This is a genomic window from Mucilaginibacter aquatilis, from assembly GCF_009755275.1.
GTDB lineage: Bacteria > Bacteroidota > Bacteroidia > Sphingobacteriales > Sphingobacteriaceae > Mucilaginibacter > Mucilaginibacter aquatilis.
This window is the reverse complement of sequence record NZ_WQLA01000003.1, coordinates 374708-392861: the sequence shown is the minus strand read 5'-3', so window position 1 is coordinate 392861 and position 18154 is coordinate 374708. Positions and strand designations below refer to the sequence as shown.

The 18154-nt window shown below is 40.2% G+C and carries 16 protein-coding genes; 8 read left to right on the top strand and 8 right to left on the bottom strand.

What is annotated here, in order from left to right; all coding sequences use genetic code 11:
- The first annotated feature begins 70 nt into the window (after positions 1-70).
- Positions 71-1858, top strand: coding sequence for a translation elongation factor 4 (gene lepA / locus GO816_RS09370; RefSeq protein WP_157541542.1), 1788 nt, complete (start codon positions 71-73; stop codon positions 1856-1858).
- 70 nt (positions 1859-1928) lie between these two features.
- Entirely contained in the window at positions 1929-2819 is an 891-nt protein-coding gene (locus tag GO816_RS09365) for a bifunctional 5,10-methylenetetrahydrofolate dehydrogenase/5,10-methenyltetrahydrofolate cyclohydrolase (protein WP_157541540.1), read from the top strand.
- A gap of 61 nt (positions 2820-2880) precedes the next feature.
- Here GO816_RS09365 and GO816_RS09360 read toward each other — a convergent pair whose 3' ends face one another.
- Positions 2881-3213, bottom strand: coding sequence for a Rieske (2Fe-2S) protein (locus tag GO816_RS09360; protein ID WP_157541538.1), 333 nt, complete (start codon positions 3211-3213; stop codon positions 2881-2883).
- Entirely contained in the window at positions 3213-3971 is a 759-nt protein-coding gene (locus GO816_RS09355) for a hypothetical protein (protein WP_157541536.1), read from the bottom strand. The genes GO816_RS09360 and GO816_RS09355 overlap by 1 nt, the downstream gene beginning before the upstream one ends.
- 155 nt (positions 3972-4126) lie before the next feature.
- Here GO816_RS09355 and GO816_RS09350 point away from each other — a divergent pair, with 155 nt between their 5' ends.
- Positions 4127-6088 (top strand): OmpA family protein, encoded by a 1962-nt coding sequence (locus GO816_RS09350; RefSeq protein WP_232336537.1) that lies wholly within the window; start codon positions 4127-4129, stop codon positions 6086-6088.
- Between the two features lie 5 nt (positions 6089-6093).
- On the opposite strand, the gene ispE is transcribed toward GO816_RS09350, so the two are convergent.
- Positions 6094-6900 carry a 4-(cytidine 5'-diphospho)-2-C-methyl-D-erythritol kinase gene (gene ispE, locus GO816_RS09345; RefSeq protein WP_157541534.1) on the bottom strand — a complete coding sequence of 269 codons (807 nt, stop codon included), beginning with the start codon at positions 6898-6900 and terminating at the stop codon, positions 6094-6096.
- A gap of 116 nt (positions 6901-7016) precedes the next feature.
- Between ispE and GO816_RS09340 the strand changes: the two genes are divergently transcribed.
- The 4 genes from GO816_RS09340 (at position 7017) to GO816_RS09325 (ending at position 12895) form a co-directional block, all read left to right on the top strand.
- The gene (locus GO816_RS09340; protein ID WP_157541532.1) at positions 7017-7838 is read left to right on the top strand and encodes a thymidylate synthase; all 822 of its coding nucleotides are present in this window, start codon (positions 7017-7019) and stop codon (positions 7836-7838) included.
- A gap of 58 nt (positions 7839-7896) precedes the next feature.
- A complete protein-coding gene (locus tag GO816_RS09335) occupies positions 7897-8379 on the top strand; it encodes a dihydrofolate reductase (protein WP_157541530.1) in 483 nt (160 codons plus the stop codon).
- 112 nt (positions 8380-8491) lie between these two features.
- Positions 8492-11467 carry a protein translocase subunit SecDF gene (gene secDF, locus GO816_RS09330; RefSeq protein WP_157541528.1) on the top strand — a complete coding sequence of 992 codons (2976 nt, stop codon included), beginning with the start codon at positions 8492-8494 and terminating at the stop codon, positions 11465-11467.
- Positions 11468-11575: 108 nt separating this feature from the next.
- A complete protein-coding gene (locus GO816_RS09325) occupies positions 11576-12895 on the top strand; it encodes an NAD(P)/FAD-dependent oxidoreductase (RefSeq protein ID WP_157541526.1) in 1320 nt (439 codons plus the stop codon).
- Positions 12896-13001: 106 nt separating this feature from the next.
- Here GO816_RS09325 and GO816_RS09320 read toward each other — a convergent pair whose 3' ends face one another.
- The 3 genes from GO816_RS09320 to fbaA all read right to left on the bottom strand — a co-directional run bounded on the left by GO816_RS09320 (position 13002) and on the right by fbaA (position 15066).
- The gene (locus tag GO816_RS09320; protein WP_157541524.1) at positions 13002-13436 is read right to left on the bottom strand and encodes a GNAT family N-acetyltransferase; all 435 of its coding nucleotides are present in this window, start codon (positions 13434-13436) and stop codon (positions 13002-13004) included.
- On the bottom strand, positions 13405-13902 hold the full coding sequence (locus GO816_RS09315; protein ID WP_157541522.1) for a low affinity iron permease family protein: 498 nt from the start codon (positions 13900-13902) through the stop codon (positions 13405-13407). The genes GO816_RS09320 and GO816_RS09315 overlap by 32 nt, the downstream gene beginning before the upstream one ends.
- A gap of 84 nt (positions 13903-13986) precedes the next feature.
- Positions 13987-15066 (bottom strand): class II fructose-bisphosphate aldolase, encoded by a 1080-nt coding sequence (gene fbaA, locus GO816_RS09310; protein ID WP_157541520.1) that lies wholly within the window; start codon positions 15064-15066, stop codon positions 13987-13989.
- Between the two features lie 185 nt (positions 15067-15251).
- Here fbaA and accD point away from each other — a divergent pair, with 185 nt between their 5' ends.
- Positions 15252-16097 (top strand): acetyl-CoA carboxylase, carboxyltransferase subunit beta, encoded by an 846-nt coding sequence (accD, locus tag GO816_RS09305; RefSeq protein ID WP_157541962.1) that lies wholly within the window; start codon positions 15252-15254, stop codon positions 16095-16097.
- Between the two features lie 160 nt (positions 16098-16257).
- On the opposite strand, the gene GO816_RS09300 is transcribed toward accD, so the two are convergent.
- The gene (locus GO816_RS09300) at positions 16258-16950 is read right to left on the bottom strand and encodes a response regulator transcription factor (protein WP_157541518.1); all 693 of its coding nucleotides are present in this window, start codon (positions 16948-16950) and stop codon (positions 16258-16260) included.
- Positions 16951-17040: 90 nt separating this feature from the next.
- The gene (locus tag GO816_RS09295) at positions 17041-18153 is read right to left on the bottom strand and encodes a TlpA disulfide reductase family protein (protein WP_157541516.1); all 1113 of its coding nucleotides are present in this window, start codon (positions 18151-18153) and stop codon (positions 17041-17043) included.
- Position 18154: the final 1 nt, after the last annotated feature.

Here is an 18154-nt window from a genome sequence, read left to right as displayed (position 1 = left end):
ATTCAAATTAACTAATTGATAGACTGGCATACAAATTTATCGCTGTAAAAAGCTATTTTTGCGTTTTGAAATGAAGCACATACGTAACTTTTGTATCATCGCACACATTGACCACGGTAAAAGTACCCTGGCTGATCGTTTGCTCGAATATACCAAAACCATTACCCAGCGTGAAGCGCAGGCCCAATTGCTTGACGATATGGACCTTGAACGCGAACGCGGTATCACCATAAAGAGTCATGCCATTCAAATGGATTATACGCTTGATGGTCAGCAATACGTTCTCAACCTTATTGACACCCCCGGTCACGTAGATTTTTCTTATGAAGTATCACGCTCAATTGCCGCCTGCGAGGGTGCATTGTTAATTGTGGATGCATCACAGGGTATACAGGCACAAACTATTTCTAACCTGTACTTAGCTTTAGAGAATGATTTGGAGATTATACCGGTACTTAACAAAATGGATCTACCGGGCGCAATGCCTGAGGAAGTGAAAGATCAAATTGTTGATTTGATTGGTTGCAAACGTGAAGATATTCTAGCAGCATCGGGCAAAACAGGCATGGGTATTGAAGATATACTTCGTGCTATCATTGAACGTGTTCCTGCACCGGTTGGTGACCCCGAAGCGCCGTTACAGGCTTTGATTTTTGATTCGGTTTTCAATTCATTCCGTGGAATTATTGCTTATTTCAAAGTTGTAAACGGAGAGATACGTAAAAACACTAAGGTGAAATTTATGGCTACCGGCCGCGAGTACTTTGCCGACGAGGTGGGTACTTTAAAGCTGACACAATTGCCTAAAGACGTTATCAAAACCGGAGACGTAGGTTACATTATATCAGGTATTAAAGAAGCACGTGAGGTTAAGGTTGGTGATACCATAACACTTGTTGAACGCCCGGCAGCCGAAGGCATTCAGGGATTTGAAGAGGTAAAACCGATGGTATTTGCCGGCATTTATCCTGTGGATACCGAAGATTACGAAGAGCTTCGTGAATCAATGGCAAAGCTGCAGCTAAATGATGCATCATTGGTTTTTGAACCGGAATCGTCGGCAGCGTTAGGCTTCGGTTTCCGATGCGGCTTTTTGGGTATGCTGCACATGGAAATTATCCAGGAGCGTTTGGAGCGTGAATTTGATATGACGGTTATAACAACCGTACCCAACGTATCTTACATCGCCTACACTACAAAAGAAGAGCAACTTATTGTCAACAACCCGTCAGACTTGCCTGACCCAAGTAAGCTTGAATTTGTTGAAGAGCCTTACATTAAGGCCAATATAATTACCAAGGCTGAGTTTGTTGGTCCGGTAATGTCATTATGTATACAAAAACGTGGTATAATTGTTAATCAATCATACTTAACGGCCGACCGTGTTGAACTGGTGTTTGAGATGCCAATGGGCGAAATTGTATTTGATTTTTACGATAAGCTAAAAACCATTTCAAAAGGTTACGCTTCGTTTGATTATATGCAAATTGGCTATCGCCAATCAGATTTAGTTCGTTTGGATATTAAACTGAACGGTGAGCCGGTGGATGCGCTATCATCATTAATTCACCGCAGCAACTCTTACGACTTTGGTAAAAAAATATGCGAAAAGTTGAAAGAGCTATTGCCACGTCAGCAATTTGAGATAGCTATACAGGCATCTATAGGTGCCAAGGTTATTGCCCGCGAAAACGTACGTGCATTACGTAAAGACGTTACGGCCAAGTGTTACGGTGGTGACATTTCACGTAAACGCAAATTATTAGAGAAACAGAAAAAAGGTAAAAAACGCATGCGCCAGGTAGGTAACGTTGAGATACCGCAAAGCGCGTTCATGGCAGTTTTAAAACTCGATTAATTCTACATTATTATAATAGGGACAAAGGACGAACTTCTTTGTCCTTTTGTTTTTAATACAAATTCAATTTATGCAACTACTCGACGGAAAATACGTATCTGAGAAACTGAAAGTTGAGATTGCCGAAAAGGCAGCCGAATATTTACAACGTAGCGGCCGTAAACCACACCTGGTGGCAGTATTAGTTGGCCATGATGGCGGCAGCGAAACATACGTTGCAAGCAAAATGAAAAATTGCGAAAAGGTGGGTTTCAAATCAAGTCTGGTTCGATATGAAGACAATGTAACCGAAGAAGAGCTATTACAAAAAGTAGCAGAGTTAAATGCCGATGCCGACATTGACGGCATCATTGTTCAACTTCCGTTGCCTAAACACATTGACCCAGAGAAGGTAACCGAACGTATAGATCACCGTAAAGATGTTGACGGTTTTCACCCGGTAAATTTGGGCCGTATGCAGCGCAACCTGCCGTCATTTATCCCTGCTACCCCATATGGAATTACCTTGATGCTTAAAGAATATGGTATTGAAACCGCTGGTAAGCATTGCGTTGTAGTTGGCCGCAGCAATATTGTTGGCTCCCCTATGAGCATTTTAATGGCGCGTAATACCCAGCCAGGAAACTGTACCGTAACCATTTGTCACAGCCGTACGCCTGATATTAAAAAGTTCACACTTGATGCCGATATATTGATTGTAGCTATTGGTAAAAAGAACTTCATTACCGCCGATATGGTAAAAGAAGGTGCTGTAGTTATTGACGTAGGCATGAACCGCGAAACATCAACCCTAACCAAGTCTGGCTACAAATTATACGGTGATGTTGATTTCGAGAATGTGGCTCCTAAAGCGTCATGGATAACTCCTGTACCCGGTGGTGTTGGTTTAATGACCATTATTGGCCTGTTACAAAATACATTGGCATCAGCAAACAGAGTGGTTTACCCAGACTTGGCGTAGCATCTTCCATTATAGACATAAGGAATGTAAGCTTTGCAATAGAATGGCTTACATTCCTTATTTATTTCTTGCCGGTAAGTCTTTCAAGCCACGATGTCACCTGCACATATACTCCGTCATCTTTTATCTCAACAGAATAAACGTTAATAAAATCGTTTTGTCCCGGCGCTCCCTTACCTGTTTCAAGATCATAGGCATAGCGATGAAACGGGCAAATAAGCTTTCCATTTTTGCACCAGCCGCCACTTAGGTCTGCGCCGGCGTGAGGGCATTTTGAAGACACAGCGTATACTTTATCTGCATTAACCAAGCAAATTGATTTGCCACCAGCCGATACTTTTCTTATAAATGGCTTACTTAAATCAAAAGCATCAGCAACTTTATACCAGGCCATTATTCAAAATCAATCTGCAAATTCATTAAAGTTGGATTTTTAATCAACTCATCCATATTGGTTTGTATGATCACTTGTTTTCTGTCTGCTGAGAGTGTTGCCCTTTTATTATCAATTTTCTTTACCGGCTTGGCAAAATTCAATACAACCTTGTAAGGTGTTTCAATAAGCAGCGCTTTTGCTGCGGCGAAAGCCGACCCGGTTTTCTTCAAAAAATTATTGAATTTCTCTTTGTCAATTATGCGGCAAAACTTGCTTGATGTTACCTGGTACGAGTAGCACTCCTGCCCTGCTATCAACTGCTGTGCTGTAAAATCCATGCTCATGCCTTTTCGTTTTTCCTGACTGCCATAGTTAGCCAGTTTTGACATCTGTTGCAGGTAGTATTCTAAATCGGCAGGTGTTGCTGCCTGATGCTTTATGCTTACCTTCATCAAATCTTGTCTCAAGTTCATGTTAATGGCCAGGTTACTGCTTTGCGCTAACTTCACCTCATTGGCTGTCATTTTGTTTTGCGTGCTATCGGGCAAAGCATTATATAAATTCATCACCGTATCTTTGGCGATAGCAAATTGCGGTGTAGCCATAACCGAGTCTGATAGTAAGTTATGTAGTATAGAGACGGCCTTGCTCATGTCAAAGTCGTAAATAACCTCACAAGTGCCATTCGCTTTAAAGTTATATCGCTCAATGATGTCTACGCAAGATGTAAGCGTTAAGCATGTAAGTACAGCACACAGCATGTAGAGTTTTTTCATATAACTTATTTTCAAGTAATTATAATCAAAAATATCATGTTTTTTCCAATTGATTTTAAATAAATATTAACCATTGGTTTAACAAAACTAAACTGTTAATGGTTCTTTTCGCTATCATTAATCTTTATCAACAGTAAAAACTTATAATATTAACCTTGAAACAATATTTATATTTGATACGTAAAAGGCATATTTTTAGTGCTGAAACAGATATGATTAATGTTAGGTATTGGCTTATTTTACTGCTGTTTTTTTTAGGGTTTAAGGTAACCGCACAGTCAAAATACAGCACAACTAACGCTGCTGCCATAACTTATTACAAAAAAGCTGGTGCATTTTTAGACCGTCAGGACAGGGCAAATGCTATTCAGCAATTACAAAGTGCTATAGCGGCCGATGACAATTTTGCCGAGGCACATGTGCAACTTGCCGATCTTCATAAAAGTTTACAGCAATACAAAGATGCTATTGTGCATTACCGCAAGGCGCTGGACCTGAACGCAGAGTTGAGCCGTAGCATATATTTAAAATTAGGTGAGCTTGAAATCAATTCGGGCGAGTATGAACAGGCTAAGGTTCATCTTGAAAAATATATTACTTACGCAAACTTAACTGCCGAGAACCGCTTCTTTGCAAAAAAACTAATAGCCGATGCTGATTTTAGTATCATAGCTATTAAAAACCCTGTACAGTTTAAGCCAATAAATTTAGGCCCTGAAATAAACTCGCCAAATGATGAGTACATGCCTGTATCGGCGGCAGATGATAATACGCTGATATTTACACGTAAAGTTCAAAATAATGAAGACTTTTATAAAAGCATAAGACTTAATAATCAATGGGGTGCTGCCACGTATTTAAGCAAATTTATTAATACAGCCGAATACAACGAGGGTGCCCAATCGCTTTCTCAGGATGGCAAGTATTTATTTTTTACGGGCTGCAACCGGCCCGATGGTATGGGCCGTTGCGATATATACGTAACGCAACGTAAGGGCGATGATTGGGGAAAGCCATTTAATTTGGGCGCGCCCGTAAACAGTTCGGGCTGGGAATCACAACCATCTATATCTGCAGATGGACACACCCTTTATTTTGTTAGTAACCGTAAAGGTGGCTATGGTGGTTACGATATTTGGAAATGCCGCTTAACCGACAAAGGCTGGGCCGAACCTGAAAACCTTGGACCAAACATTAACACCCCTTATGACGAGCAGTCGCCATACATACACCCCGATGATAGCACACTCTATTTTTGCTCAAATGGTTGGCCCGGATTAGGTAATAAAGATTTATTTGTAAGCCGCATTAACAACGCCGGCAAATGGCAAAAACCCGAAAACCTGGGCTATCCTATAAATTCCTGCGGTGATGAAAACGGTATGAGCATAAGCACAACCGGCGGCTTTGCTTACTTTGCTTCAAATACATTAAGCGGTTACGGCGGCTTTGATATTTATATGTTTGAGCTTCCTGAAAAATCGAAGCCACATGCAGTTACCTATGTCAAAGGATCAGTTATAGATGCAGCAACTAAACAACCGATGGAAGCCAATGTGGAAATAGTTGATTTAGCCACGAACATCCCGGTTTACCAAAATACTAGTTCGGCCACAGGCGGCGATTTTTTAGTTCCGTTAGTTACCGGCCGCAATTATGGCTTAACCATCATCAAAAACGGTTATCTGTTTTCATCAGAAAACTTTTCGCTTAATAAAGGCGAAACGCATAAACCTTTTAATATAGAAGTCCCTTTAAACACAATCGAAATTGGCAAATCGGCTATCCTGAAAAACATTTTTTTTGATATAAACCGGTACGATCTGCGTCCCGAGTCGCAGTCCGCTTTACGGTATTTGATTGATTTTATGGCCATGAACCCAACCGTAAGTATAGAAATAGCTGGTTATACCGACAATTCTGGAAACGATGCAATTAATCAATCCTTATCGGCCAACCGCGCAAAAGCAGTTTACCAATATTTGGTTAATCATGGCGTAAATGGTAATAAGCTTCAGTTTAAAGGTTATGGCAAATTGAATCCTGTAGCTCCAAATACTACTGAAGATGGCAAAGCAAAAAACCGCCGCACTGAATTTAGAATAGTGGCTAAATAACTTTTCTATAAATTATAAAACACCTGATTTTCGCCTTCAAGGTTAGAAAGATCTGGCGTGCTTTCAAATATGCCGAAAACTGAAGCACCACTTCCACTCATTGATGCGTAAAGGGCACCTGCATCATATAGCGCACTTTTCACTTTTTCAATAATTGGAAATGCTTCGAATATATGTGGTTCGAAATCGTTTTTAATACGTTCTATCCAGTCTGTAACAGGTAGTTTTATAAGCTCTTTCAGTGCCGCGGAGGGCAACCTTGGTATAACACCATTGTAAGCTTGCGCTGTTGAAACATGTACCGGAGGCATTACCAACGCCAGGCTGTACGGCGCGAGGTCCAGTGCTACACTTTCAAATTCGTCTCCTTTATTGAAAGCATATAATGGTTTGTTACTTATAAAAAAGGCACAATCAGCTCCCAGTTTACGTGCATAATTCATCATATGCTCATCCTCAAGCCCCAATTTGAACGTTTCATTCATCAGCTTAATAAAGAAAGCAGCATCAGCCGAGCCGCCCCCTAACCCTGCACCAATGGGTATATTTTTATGTAAATGAATACTTACGTAAGGCAGCTGCGGAAAGTCATTTTTGAGCAGGTTGTAAGCTTTTAAGCAAAGGTTGCTTTCAACGCTACCTGGAATTGCAATGCCTGACGATTGGAACTGAAGCGTATCGCTTTCAATAATTTCCAAGACATCTTTAATCATTAACGGATAAAAAACGCTTTCAATATTGTGGTAGCCATCAGCACGTCGTTCAGTAATATTGAGGCCGATATTAATTTTTGCGTTTGGAAAAATGATCATAATTGCGTTAAAACATTACCTATTTCTTCAAATTAATAGGAAAGCCAAAATAGATTAATTTTATTTGTATCCGCAAGCAATTTAATGAGGTGTTTAGGTGCTTGCAACCTGTTTATATGAAACAATATCTTGACCTGATGCGCCACGTGCTGGAAAATGGCGCTCAAAAGCACGATCGCACCGGAACCGGCACTATTAGCGTTTTTGGTTATCAAATGCGCTTTAATTTAAAAGAAGGCTTTCCGTTAGTGACTACCAAAAAGCTTCACCTCAAATCTATTATACATGAGCTTATATGGTTTTTAAGCGGCGATACAAATATCAAATATTTGAAAGAAAATGGCGTACGCATATGGGATGAATGGGCTGATGCAGAGGGGAATTTAGGTCCGGTTTACGGGTACCAGTGGCGCTCTTGGCCAACGCCCGACGGCAGGCATATAGATCAAATCAGTCAGGTTGTAAAGCAGCTCAAAACCAACCCCGACTCACGCCGTATTATGGTATCTGCCTGGAACGTTGCCGATGTTGATCAAATGGCGCTTCCACCCTGCCATAGTTTATTTCAATTTTATGTTGAGCCGCCAAACGCTGATAAAGGGGAAACCAAAGGCAAGCTATCTTGCCAACTTTACCAGCGCAGCGCTGATATATTTTTAGGCGTTCCATTCAACATTGCATCATACGCATTGCTTACCATGATGATGGCACAGGTGTGCGACCTTGACTATGGTGACTTTATACACACTTTTGGCGACGCTCACCTTTATAACAACCATATTGAGCAGGCCAACCTGCAACTATCACGCACACCTCACCCACTACCGGTAATGAAGATAAACCCGGAAGTGAAAGATATATTTGCTTTTAAATTTGAAGATTTTACGTTAGAGAACTATGAGTCTTGGCCACATATAAAAGGTGCTGTAGCGGTTTAGGTAGCTAAACAGTATTAACAGACCTCACTTTTCAAAGCAATATGGTTAAAAACCTTCAATGAATATTAATATAGTAGTAGCCATAGCTACCAACAACGCAATAGGAAAAGATAATGAACTGCTTTGGCATCTTCCAAATGACCTTAAGCATTTCAGGCAATTAACCACGGGCCATAGCATAATTATGGGCCGTAAAACGTATGAATCTGTAGGTAAGCCATTGCCTAACCGACGTAATATTGTAGTTACCAGGCAGCAAATTAATATTGAAGGCTGCGAAGTTGTACATTCAATTGATGAGGCACTTAACTTATGTAAAGGCGAGCCTGAAATTGACATTATTGGCGGAGCTGAAATATACGCCCTGGCATTACCATTAGTAAACCGCATTTACTTAACCATTGTTCATCAGGATTTTAACGCTGATGCTTACTTCACGCAACTTAATAAAAACGAATGGAGGGAAACAGCGAGGGAAAACTTTGAGGCTGATGAAAAGCACGCTTACCCTTACTCTTTCATTACCCTTGAGCGCCGCTAACAGCTATCAACTTTATTTTGTTTTAATTAACACGTTACGCTTACGAAATTTTATTAGATTTGCCTCCTTATTTTAAAAAGCTTATAAATTAATTTTACACATAGATTACACCATGCAAGGTAAAGGGGTTATTAAATTTTTTGCCATTATTGTGGCAGTTGTTTGCTTATACCAGCTTTCGTTCACGTGGGTTACCAACAGCGTCGAAGATGATGCAAAAGCCTATGCTAAGGGCAACCCGGACAAAGAAAAAGCTTATCTCGACTCAATAGCGTCGCAGCCGGTATATCCGTTATTTGGTCACAATTATCAGTATTGCAAAGACCGTGAACTTGCATTAGGCCTTGACCTTAAAGGTGGTATGAACGTTACCATGCAGGTTTCGTTAAGCGAGCTAATCAGGTCATTATCAAACGACAACAAAGATGTAACCTTTAACCAGGCATTACATAACGCTGATGTTGTTGCTAAAACCAGCCCTGATAATTACATTGACATTTTTATGCGTGAGTATAAAAAGCTAAGTCCTAATGGTAAGCTGGCTCCAATTTTTTCAACCCAGTCAAACCAAAGCAACCTTAAGTTTGATGCCAGCAACAATGACGTTGAAAAATACCTGCGTGATCAGTCAAATACTGCCGTTACGCAATCATTCAACATCTTACGTAACCGTATTGATAAATTTGGTGTAACATCTCCTAACATTCAATTACAGGCAGGCAACCGTATACAAATTGAACTTCCGGGTGTATCAGAAGCAAGTAAAGAGCGTGTACGTAAACTGTTACAAGGCTCGGCTAAGCTTGAGTTTTACGCGACTTTTGATAATACTGAAGTTTTCCAATTATTAAATAACATCAATGGTATACTTGCTGCTAAAAACAAAACAGCTAAAAAAGATACCGTTTCTATAGCCCCTGCAGTAGCCGCTAATGACACTGCAAAAAAAGGCGGCTCGTTACTTAGCAAGGTTAAACAAAACAATGCGAAAGATACCTCTGCATCTGCATTGAAAAACAAAAACCAGCTTGCAGAAACTATGCCTTTGTTTGCTGTTTTGTCTCCTGCATTTGGTCAGGGTCCAAATGGTCCTCAGGCTTATCCTGGTCCAGTTGTAGGTACTGCCGCAATTAAAGATACTGCCAGAGTTAATGGCTACTTAAAAAGCGCAGAAGTACAGGCAGTATTGCCTAAAAATCTTCGCTTATTGTGGGCTTCAAAATCAGGCGATGTTGCTGACAAAAGATTAGCACTTTACGCAATCAAGTTATCAGGTGCTGATAACGGCCCTGTATTGAGTGGCGAAGCTATTACTGATGCTCGTAGCGATGTTGACCCAAATAGCGGTGGCTATGAAGTAAGCATGGAAATGAACTCTGACGGTGCTAAAACGTGGAGAAGAGTTACTGCTGAAGCAGCCGGCAATCCGGGTGATGAAAATGATAACCGCAGCATTGCAATTGTTCTTGATGATAACGTTGTATCTGCTCCGCGTGTAAGCAATGAAATATCAGGTGGCCGTTCATCTATCAGCGGTAGCTTTACCCAGGATGAAACCAAAGATTTATCTAACGTTTTAAAAGCTGGTCGTTTACCTGCTCCTGCTCGTATTGTTTCTGAAGACATCGTTGGTCCTTCATTAGGCCAGGAAGCTATCAATGATGGTTTAATGTCATGTGCTGTTGGTTTGGTAATTGTACTTGTGTTTATGGTTCTTTACTATAACAGTGCAGGTGCAGTTGCTGATGCTGCAGTATTTGTTAACGTATTCTTCCTGATGGGTGTACTAACCAGTATTGGTGCAGTACTAACTCTACCTGGTATTGCCGGTATAGTGCTCATCTTAGGTATATCGGTTGATGCCAACGTATTAATTTACGAACGTGTACGTGAAGAGCTTGCACTGGGTAAATCGAAGCGCCTTGCCATTGCCGATGGTTACAAACACGCATTATCGTCAATTCTCGATTCACAAATCAGTAGCTTTTTAACAGGTGTTATCTTATTCATCTTTGGTACCGGCCCTATCCAGGGTTTCGCTACTACATTGATGATAGGTATCGTAACATCATTGTTCTGTTCATTATTAATTACCCGTGTAATTTTTGAATGGATGCTAGACAAAAACATGGATATCAAATTTTCAAATCCATGGAGCTCTAAGTTGTTCAAAAACGCAAACTTTGCATTCGTTAAAAATCGCTTCAAATTTTACGCTTTCTCAGCTATATTCATTTTAGCTGGTATCATTTCAATGTTTACCCGTGGCTTTAGCTACGGTGTGGATTTCCAGGGTGGCCGCAGTTATGTAGTACGTTTTGAACAAGCCGCTACTACCGAAACCGTACGTGAGGGAATTGAAAAAACTTTGGGTGTTGGTAAATCAGAAGTTAAATCTTTTGGTGGCGATAAGCAGGTACGTATCACAACCAACTACATGATTGATGATAACAGTACCGTTGCTGATAACAAGGTAGAAACAACCTTACGTGAAGGATTGTCACAAATCACACCTAAGTACACTATTTTAAGTTCGCAAAAAGTAGGTCCAACCATAGCTAATGACATCAAAACATCAGCTATATGGACGGTTATTTTTGCCATCGTAGCTATATCGGGTTATATCTTAATCCGTTTCCGCAAATGGCAATATAGCCTTGGTGCAATGGTTGCTACAGCACACGATGCTTTGCTGGTGCTATCTTTCTTCTCGTTGTTCAATGGCATCTTACCATTCTCACTTGATATTGACCAGGCTTTCATTGCGGCTATACTTACCGTTATAGGTTATTCAATTAACGATACCGTGGTTGTGTTTGACCGTATACGTGAGTTCTTGAATCATACACACGCTAAAACCGATGATACTGCACTTGTAGTAAACCAAGCAATTAACAGTACTTTAAGCCGTACAATAATTACTGCATTAACAGTAGTGTTTGTTTTAATAGTATTGTTTATCTTTGGGGGCGATGTAATCCGCGGATTCTCGTTTGCCTTATTAGTGGGTGTGTGCTTCGGTACCTACTCATCTATCTGCGTTGCAACCCCGGTGATGCTCGATTTTGGTAAGAAGCTTAACGCATAAAACTTTCGAAATACGAATTTTTAAAAAGGCTTCAAAGAACATTTGAAGCCTTTTTTGTTAATACTACATTACATCGGCCCTATATAAAAACTGTTACTATAAACAAACATGGATTCAAAACAAAACACAAAATTTCCGCTCGTTGTAATTGTTGGCGGCGGATTTGGCGGTGTTGAACTGGCAAGCCGGCTAGCAAAAGAACCGGTTGAAATTCTTCTTCTTGACAAGCACAACTATCACTCTTTCCCACCGCTGCTTTACCAGGTAGCAACCGGAAGTTTGGAGTGTGAGTCAATCGCTTTCTCACTTCGTAAAAATTTTGAAGGTCAAAAAAACCTTCGTTTCAGGGTAGCTGAAGTTACAGGAGTTAATACCGAACAAAACTATATTGAAACAACCATTGGTGAAATAGCCTATGACTACCTTGTTATGGCTACCGGATCAACTACCAACTTTTTTGGCAATAAAGACATTGAGCATTATGCAATGCCAATGAAAACCATACCGGAAGCACTAAACCTGCGTTACATGTTTTTGCAAAACCTTGAACAGGCTGTAATTGCTAAAACTAAAGAAGAGCGCGATCCTTATTTAACCTTTGTGATGGTTGGCGCCGGCCCTACCGGTGTAGAGCTTGCAGGCTCATTTGCCGAGCTGCGCAACCACGTGCTTTCTAAAGATTATCCTGAGCTTAAAAAAGAGGATATGAAAGTTTACCTGGTAGACTTCTTACCTCGTGTGCTTGGACCAATGTCTGAGCAGGCTTCAAACAAAGCTAAAGAAGCATTGCTAGGCATGGGCGTTGAAGTGTTACTGAATGTCAAAGTACAGAGCTACGACGGCAACGAACTAAAGTTTGAAGACGGCCGCGTTATTCGCACTAAGAACGTTGTGTGGTCAGCAGGTGTTATGGGTATTGTTCCAAATGGCTTTGCTAAAGAAAATATTGTTAGAGGCAACCGTATCAAAACTGATGAAATCAATCGCGTTGTTGGTACTAATAACGTATTTGCAATTGGCGACGTTGGTGCTATAATTACCGAAGCTACACCAAATGGTTATCCGGGCGTTGCTCAAGTTGCTATACAGCAAGGTAAAAAACTGGCTGAAAACATTGCTCACTTAGTTAAAGGCGAACCTACTGAACCATTCAAGTATAAAGACCTTGGTTCGATGGCAACTATTGGTCGTAATAAAGCCGTTGCCGATTTGGGTAAAATTAAATTAAGCGGATTTATAGCGTGGTTGATATGGATGTTTATTCACCTTATATCGCTATTAGGCTTCCGTAATAAGGTGGTAACCTTCATTAATTGGTTGGGTAGCTACATGACCTATAATGGCGGTACGCGCTTAATTATCCGTCGTTATGTACGTGAAGCACTACCCGAGGTTGATGAAGCTGTACAGCTTCCTAAAACAGACTGATCTGTTATATAAATAACCGAAAGGGCAAAGGCGAAGGATACATCCTTTACCTTTGCCCTTTTTTTATTTCATGCAGCTTTACATTCAGTAATTATAGCTTAGTCAATTACTTTACCGGTTCAAATACCATTTTGTGATGTTGTATTCCGGCCTCCTCAAACATGGGTCCTATTTCTTTGAAGCCAAACTTTTTGTAAAGAGGCGTTGCCTGTACCTGGGCGTGCAGATAAATGTACTGCGCATCTTCAGGTAAATCATTCAATACTGCCTTTACAAGAGCTTGCCCTACGCCCTGCCCGCGGTTTTCTTTTAATACGGCAAAACGTTCAAGCTTGTAGCCTTTATCTGTTTTACGCCAGCGTGATGCGCCTGCTGGTTGTCCGTTAATTTCGGCTAAAAAGTGTGTGGACTCGTCCTCAAATTCCCACTCTAATTCGGGCGGGCAATTTTGCTCGTCAACAAACACCACGCGTCTTACTGCAAACACCTTGTCTAAATCTTCCTGCTCGCTAACCTTTTTTACGTTTACTATTGTACTCATTTATTTTCTGGGTAGTATTTTTAATCTTTTCGCTTTTGTTTTCGTGGTTGAACTCTGCTGCATCAATAGTATGCGTACAACCTAAATTGTCTTCGGTTTTTGCAAGCTGCGCCAGGCGCACATAATAGTTATGTATTTGTTCCAGCTCTTTCTCACTTAAGTCTTCAATGTTCACCATACGGTTACTTGCGCCCTCCATTGCAGCAATAAGTTCGTTAAGCTTTAGATGCAATGCACGTGAGTCTTTATTCTGGGCCTTTTGTATCAAAAACACCATTAAAAATGTTATAATCGTGGTGCCCGTATTAATTACAAGCTGCCACGTTTCAGAATAATGAAAAAGCGGACCGCTGGCGCCCCATACTACAACAACTAAAGCAGCCAACACAAACGCTGCCGAACTGCCGGTTGCCGCGGTGGCCCAATTAGCAAAACGCTCAAATATTCCGCTTTTTTTCTTTGCCATAACTTAAATAGTTAAAAAGTAATTATAACAAAAAACGCCGATACCAGGATGGTAACGGCGTTTACCTTTTGTAAAAAAATTAAATTACAATTTGCTGTTTACGTCAAGGCAGTTTAAATCGGCAAATGCCTGAGTTAAACGTTGTACAAAGGTTTCCTCACCTTTACGCAACCATACGCGTGGATCGTAATATTTTTTGTTTGGAGAATCTTCACCATCAGGGCTGCCAATTTGTGCTTGCAGGTAACCTTCTTTTGCTTTGTAGTAATCTTTAATGCCTTCCCAGAAAGCCCACTGCATATCAGTATCAATATTCATTTTGATGGCACCGTAAGAGATTGCCTCACGAATTTCTTCCTGGCTTGAACCAGAACCGCCATGGAATACAAAGTTGATTGGTTTTTCAGCAGCAATGTTGTGTTTTTGTTTAAGGAACTCTTGTGAGTTATGTAAGATTACCGGCTGTAATTTTACGTTACCTGGTTTGTACACACCGTGTACGTTACCAAATGCAGCAGCAACAGTAAAACGATGACTTACTGCTGAAAGATGCTCATAGGCATAAGCAACTTCTTCAGGTTGAGTATATAAACGTGCGCTGTCAACATCTGTATTATCTACACCATCTTCTTCACCACCGGTTACACCTAACTCAATTTCAATGGTCATGTTCATTTTAGCCATGCGCTCAAGGTATTGAGCTGAAACTTCAATGTTTTCCTCGATAGGCTCTTCTGAAAGGTCAAGCATGTGTGATGAGAACAATGGCTTGCCGGTTTCAGCAAAATGTTTTTCGCCATGCTCTAGTAATCCGTCAATCCAAGGCAGTAATTTTTTTGCAGCATGGTCGGTATGTAATATAACGGCAACACCATAATGTTCGGCCAGTAAATGTACGTGCTTAGCTGCTGATACGGCACCTAATATACAGGCTTGCAGTTTAGAGTTATCTAATGATTTACCGGCGTAAAATTGCGCTCCACCGTTTGACAGTTGGATAATTACCGGTGAGTTAACAGACTTGGCAGTTTCCATAACAGCGTTGATAGAATTGGTTCCTATCACGTTAACTGCAGGTAAAGCAAACTGATGTTTCTTTGCTGCTTCAAATAACTCCTGCACCTGATCACCGTGCAAAACGCCTTTATAATTTTTTAAATCCATAGTTGTTGGTTGGTTTACAGCACGAATGTATAAATTTTATGCATTTTTCAGCCAAATGTTGCGTTAATTTGATATAATTTGTTTAATTGTTAATATTTGAATAACAATCGTAATTTGTTACTAACAGTTTAAATAAGATAATTTTCGTTTCTTTGTACCTTTAATTATCATTGATGGAATTACCAATGGCGTGGTTTAAGAGAGAATCAAAGGGTATTACTACCTCTACCGAAGATAAAAAAGAAGCTCCGGACGGTGTTTGGAACAAGTGTCCAAACTGTAAACGCCCGTTACACTATACAGAACAGGTTGAAAATCAATACGTTTGCCATTACTGCGGTTATCATTTACGCATAGGCTCAAAAGAGTATTTTTCTGTACTTTTTGATAATAACGAATTTACTGAGTTGTTCAGTAACCTGCGCTCAGGTGACCCGCTTGAGTTTGTTGACACTAAAAAATACAGCGACCGCCTTAAAGAAACGCAAGCAAAAACCGGTTTAAAAGATGCTATCCGTGCAGCTCATGGTAAGGTTGACGGACAACCGTTAATGGTTGCCTGTATGGACTTCAATTTTATTGGTGGCTCAATGGGATCAGTTGTGGGTGAGAAAATTGCACGATCAATTGATTATAGTATTCAAAACAAGGTTCCTTTTTTGATGATATCAAAATCGGGTGGTGCACGAATGATGGAGGCCGCATTTTCATTAATGCAAATGGCCAAAACGTCCGCTAAGCTGGCATTATTAGGCCAGGCAGGCGTGCCTTATATATCTCTACTTACCGACCCAACCACAGGTGGCGTAACTGCATCATATGCCATGCTGGGCGATATCAACATTGCCGAACCTGGCGCGTTAATTGGTTTTGCTGGCCCAAGGGTTATTAAAGAAACAATTAAAAAAGACTTGCCTAAAGGATTCCAAACTGCAGAGTTTTTGCAGGAAAAAGGCTTCCTTGACTTTATAGTTGATCGTAGGGAGATGAAAGAAAAATTAGCATCGTTCCTTAAAATGATGGCAAACTAAATACAGCACAAAACTTAACAAAAAAGCCCTGCTAAGCAGGGCTTTTTTGTTATCGGACGTTTTTGTCCGATTGTTCGTCTAATTCATAAGCTCCATATTTAATAACAAAAAACACCCGTAAATTTATTTACGGGTGTTTCAATTTATCATTAATTACTGTTTAAACGTATTCAAATTTGTAGCCTACGCCCTTAACGGTTGATACATAATTTTCTCCAAGCTTTTCACGCAATTTACGGATGTGGACATCAATGGTGCGGTTAGTTACCACAACTGAATCTTCCCATATATTCTTAAGGATTACTTCGCGTGTATAAACCTTACCAGGTTTTGAAGCTAACAGATACAGTAACTCAAACTCCTTTTTAGCCAAAACCACTTTGCTGCCATTTTGATAAACCAGGTAACTCTCACGGTCAATTACCAAATCGCCTACTTCTAACTTGTTATCTGATACTTCTTCGGTACCCGCGTTACGGCGTAGTATAGCATTTATACGGCTTACTAAAGCACGCGGTTTTATAGGTTTGGCAATGTAGTCATCGGCACCTACGTTAAAACCAGCTATCTCAGAGTACTCTTCACTACGAGCTGTTAAAAACACCATAAAAGTATTTTTAAACTCAGGCATGGTGCGCATAATGCGGCAAGCTTCAATGCCATCCATTTTAGGCATCATTATATCCAGAACAATCAAATCTGGCAATACCTTTTTTGCTTCTGCAACAGCTTCTTGGCCGTTATGGGCTAAATGAACCTGGTATCCTTCTTTTTTTAAGTTGTATTCTATTAACTCTAAAATGTCCGGTTCGTCGTCTACAATTAAAATTTTTTGCTTTGCAGTAGTACTCATCAGAGGGTTGAATTTTGGCATAAAGGTAATACCAAAACAAAAGCAAATAGTTAAACTAATGTTAATAAATTATTAAAGCTTAATATTTGCTTAAAGTTTAGCAAAGGTTTTATTTAAAAATTGTTCGAGGTTCTGGCCAGTTATGTTTTTAGCAATTATATTACCTTCTGTATCAAGTATAAAGTTTGATGGTATTGCCTGTATTTGGTAAGCACGTGCAACTGGCCCGTCCCATTTTTTCAGGTCAGACACTTGTTGCCAGGCAAGTTTATCTTCTTGGATGGCGCGCTGCCATGCCTGTTTGTTTTCATCGAGTGATACGCCTAATATATTAAAGCCTTTGCCTTTATACTGGTTGTATAATTTTACCACGTTAGGGTTTTCCTGACGGCAAGGACCACACCACGATGCCCAGAAATCTATCATCACATATTTGCCTTTGTAATCGGCCAGCTTAACGTCTTTCCCGTTTACATCCTTGACTGTAAATTCCGGAGCTTTATGTCCTACCGATACCGGCTTAACGGCTTCCATCTGTTTTACAAACTGCTGTACCGGAGCATTATCTTTAAACTCCTCTTTCAAGTCATCGGCATAGGCCACCAATTGCTGTTCGTACTTGTTTGGGTCTAAAGACATTGCTGCATAGAAAGCTGCGAGCGATTTTTTATTGTCGTTTACAAACTTCAATACTTCCTTGCTGTAAGCATCCATATTTTTTTCAAATACGGGCTGATAAATTTTTAATAAAGAGTCTTGGTTGTTATCTTTTACTTTGCTTTGAAATTCATTTACAAGCTGCGAGTTTTTTGCGCTGTATACATTACTGAATGTGTTGAACTCCTTAATCTTATCTGACTCCTGCGATCCGCTTACTTTGTACTCATGCTTTTCATCAGCCAGGTTGGTCTCAAATTTAATATCATCTCCGTTCTTAGCAATCAAATCAAATAAAGACTGCCCTAAACGCAATTTGAATAAGTTTGCAACAGTAGATTGGTTTTTGAATTCGAACTTACCGTCTTTCAATTCAGACGAGTCAATTACGCTTACCTGATTGGTATCAGCTCTTAACAAGTATACTTTTTTTACATCAGCCGTATTGCTGATGTTACCTTCTATTTTGAAGCTTTTTTCATCCTTACATGAGTACAAGCCTAACAGAACGGCTAATATGGAGGTTGATACGATGTGGTTTTTCATT

Coding starts and splice junctions, on each gene's coding strand:
- GO816_RS09315 (WP_157541522.1), bottom strand. CDS start 13,902: ATGGCAAAGAAAAAAAGCGGAATATTTGAGCGTTTTGCTAATTGGGCC.
- secDF (WP_157541528.1), top strand. CDS start 8,492: ATGCAAGGTAAAGGGGTTATTAAATTTTTTGCCATTATTGTGGCAGTT.
- fbaA (WP_157541520.1), bottom strand. CDS start 15,066: ATGGATTTAAAAAATTATAAAGGCGTTTTGCACGGTGATCAGGTGCAG.
- lepA (WP_157541542.1), top strand. CDS start 71: ATGAAGCACATACGTAACTTTTGTATCATCGCACACATTGACCACGGT.
- GO816_RS09365 (WP_157541540.1), top strand. CDS start 1,929: ATGCAACTACTCGACGGAAAATACGTATCTGAGAAACTGAAAGTTGAG.
- GO816_RS09335 (WP_157541530.1), top strand. CDS start 7,897: ATGAATATTAATATAGTAGTAGCCATAGCTACCAACAACGCAATAGGA.
- GO816_RS09355 (WP_157541536.1), bottom strand. CDS start 3,971: ATGAAAAAACTCTACATGCTGTGTGCTGTACTTACATGCTTAACGCTT.
- accD (WP_157541962.1), top strand. CDS start 15,252: ATGGCGTGGTTTAAGAGAGAATCAAAGGGTATTACTACCTCTACCGAA.
- GO816_RS09340 (WP_157541532.1), top strand. CDS start 7,017: ATGAAACAATATCTTGACCTGATGCGCCACGTGCTGGAAAATGGCGCT.
- GO816_RS09325 (WP_157541526.1), top strand. CDS start 11,576: ATGGATTCAAAACAAAACACAAAATTTCCGCTCGTTGTAATTGTTGGC.
- GO816_RS09300 (WP_157541518.1), bottom strand. CDS start 16,950: ATGAGTACTACTGCAAAGCAAAAAATTTTAATTGTAGACGACGAACCG.
- ispE (WP_157541534.1), bottom strand. CDS start 6,900: ATGATCATTTTTCCAAACGCAAAAATTAATATCGGCCTCAATATTACT.
- GO816_RS09320 (WP_157541524.1), bottom strand. CDS start 13,436: ATGAGTACAATAGTAAACGTAAAAAAGGTTAGCGAGCAGGAAGATTTA.
- GO816_RS09295 (WP_157541516.1), bottom strand. CDS start 18,153: ATGAAAAACCACATCGTATCAACCTCCATATTAGCCGTTCTGTTAGGC.
- GO816_RS09360 (WP_157541538.1), bottom strand. CDS start 3,213: ATGGCCTGGTATAAAGTTGCTGATGCTTTTGATTTAAGTAAGCCATTT.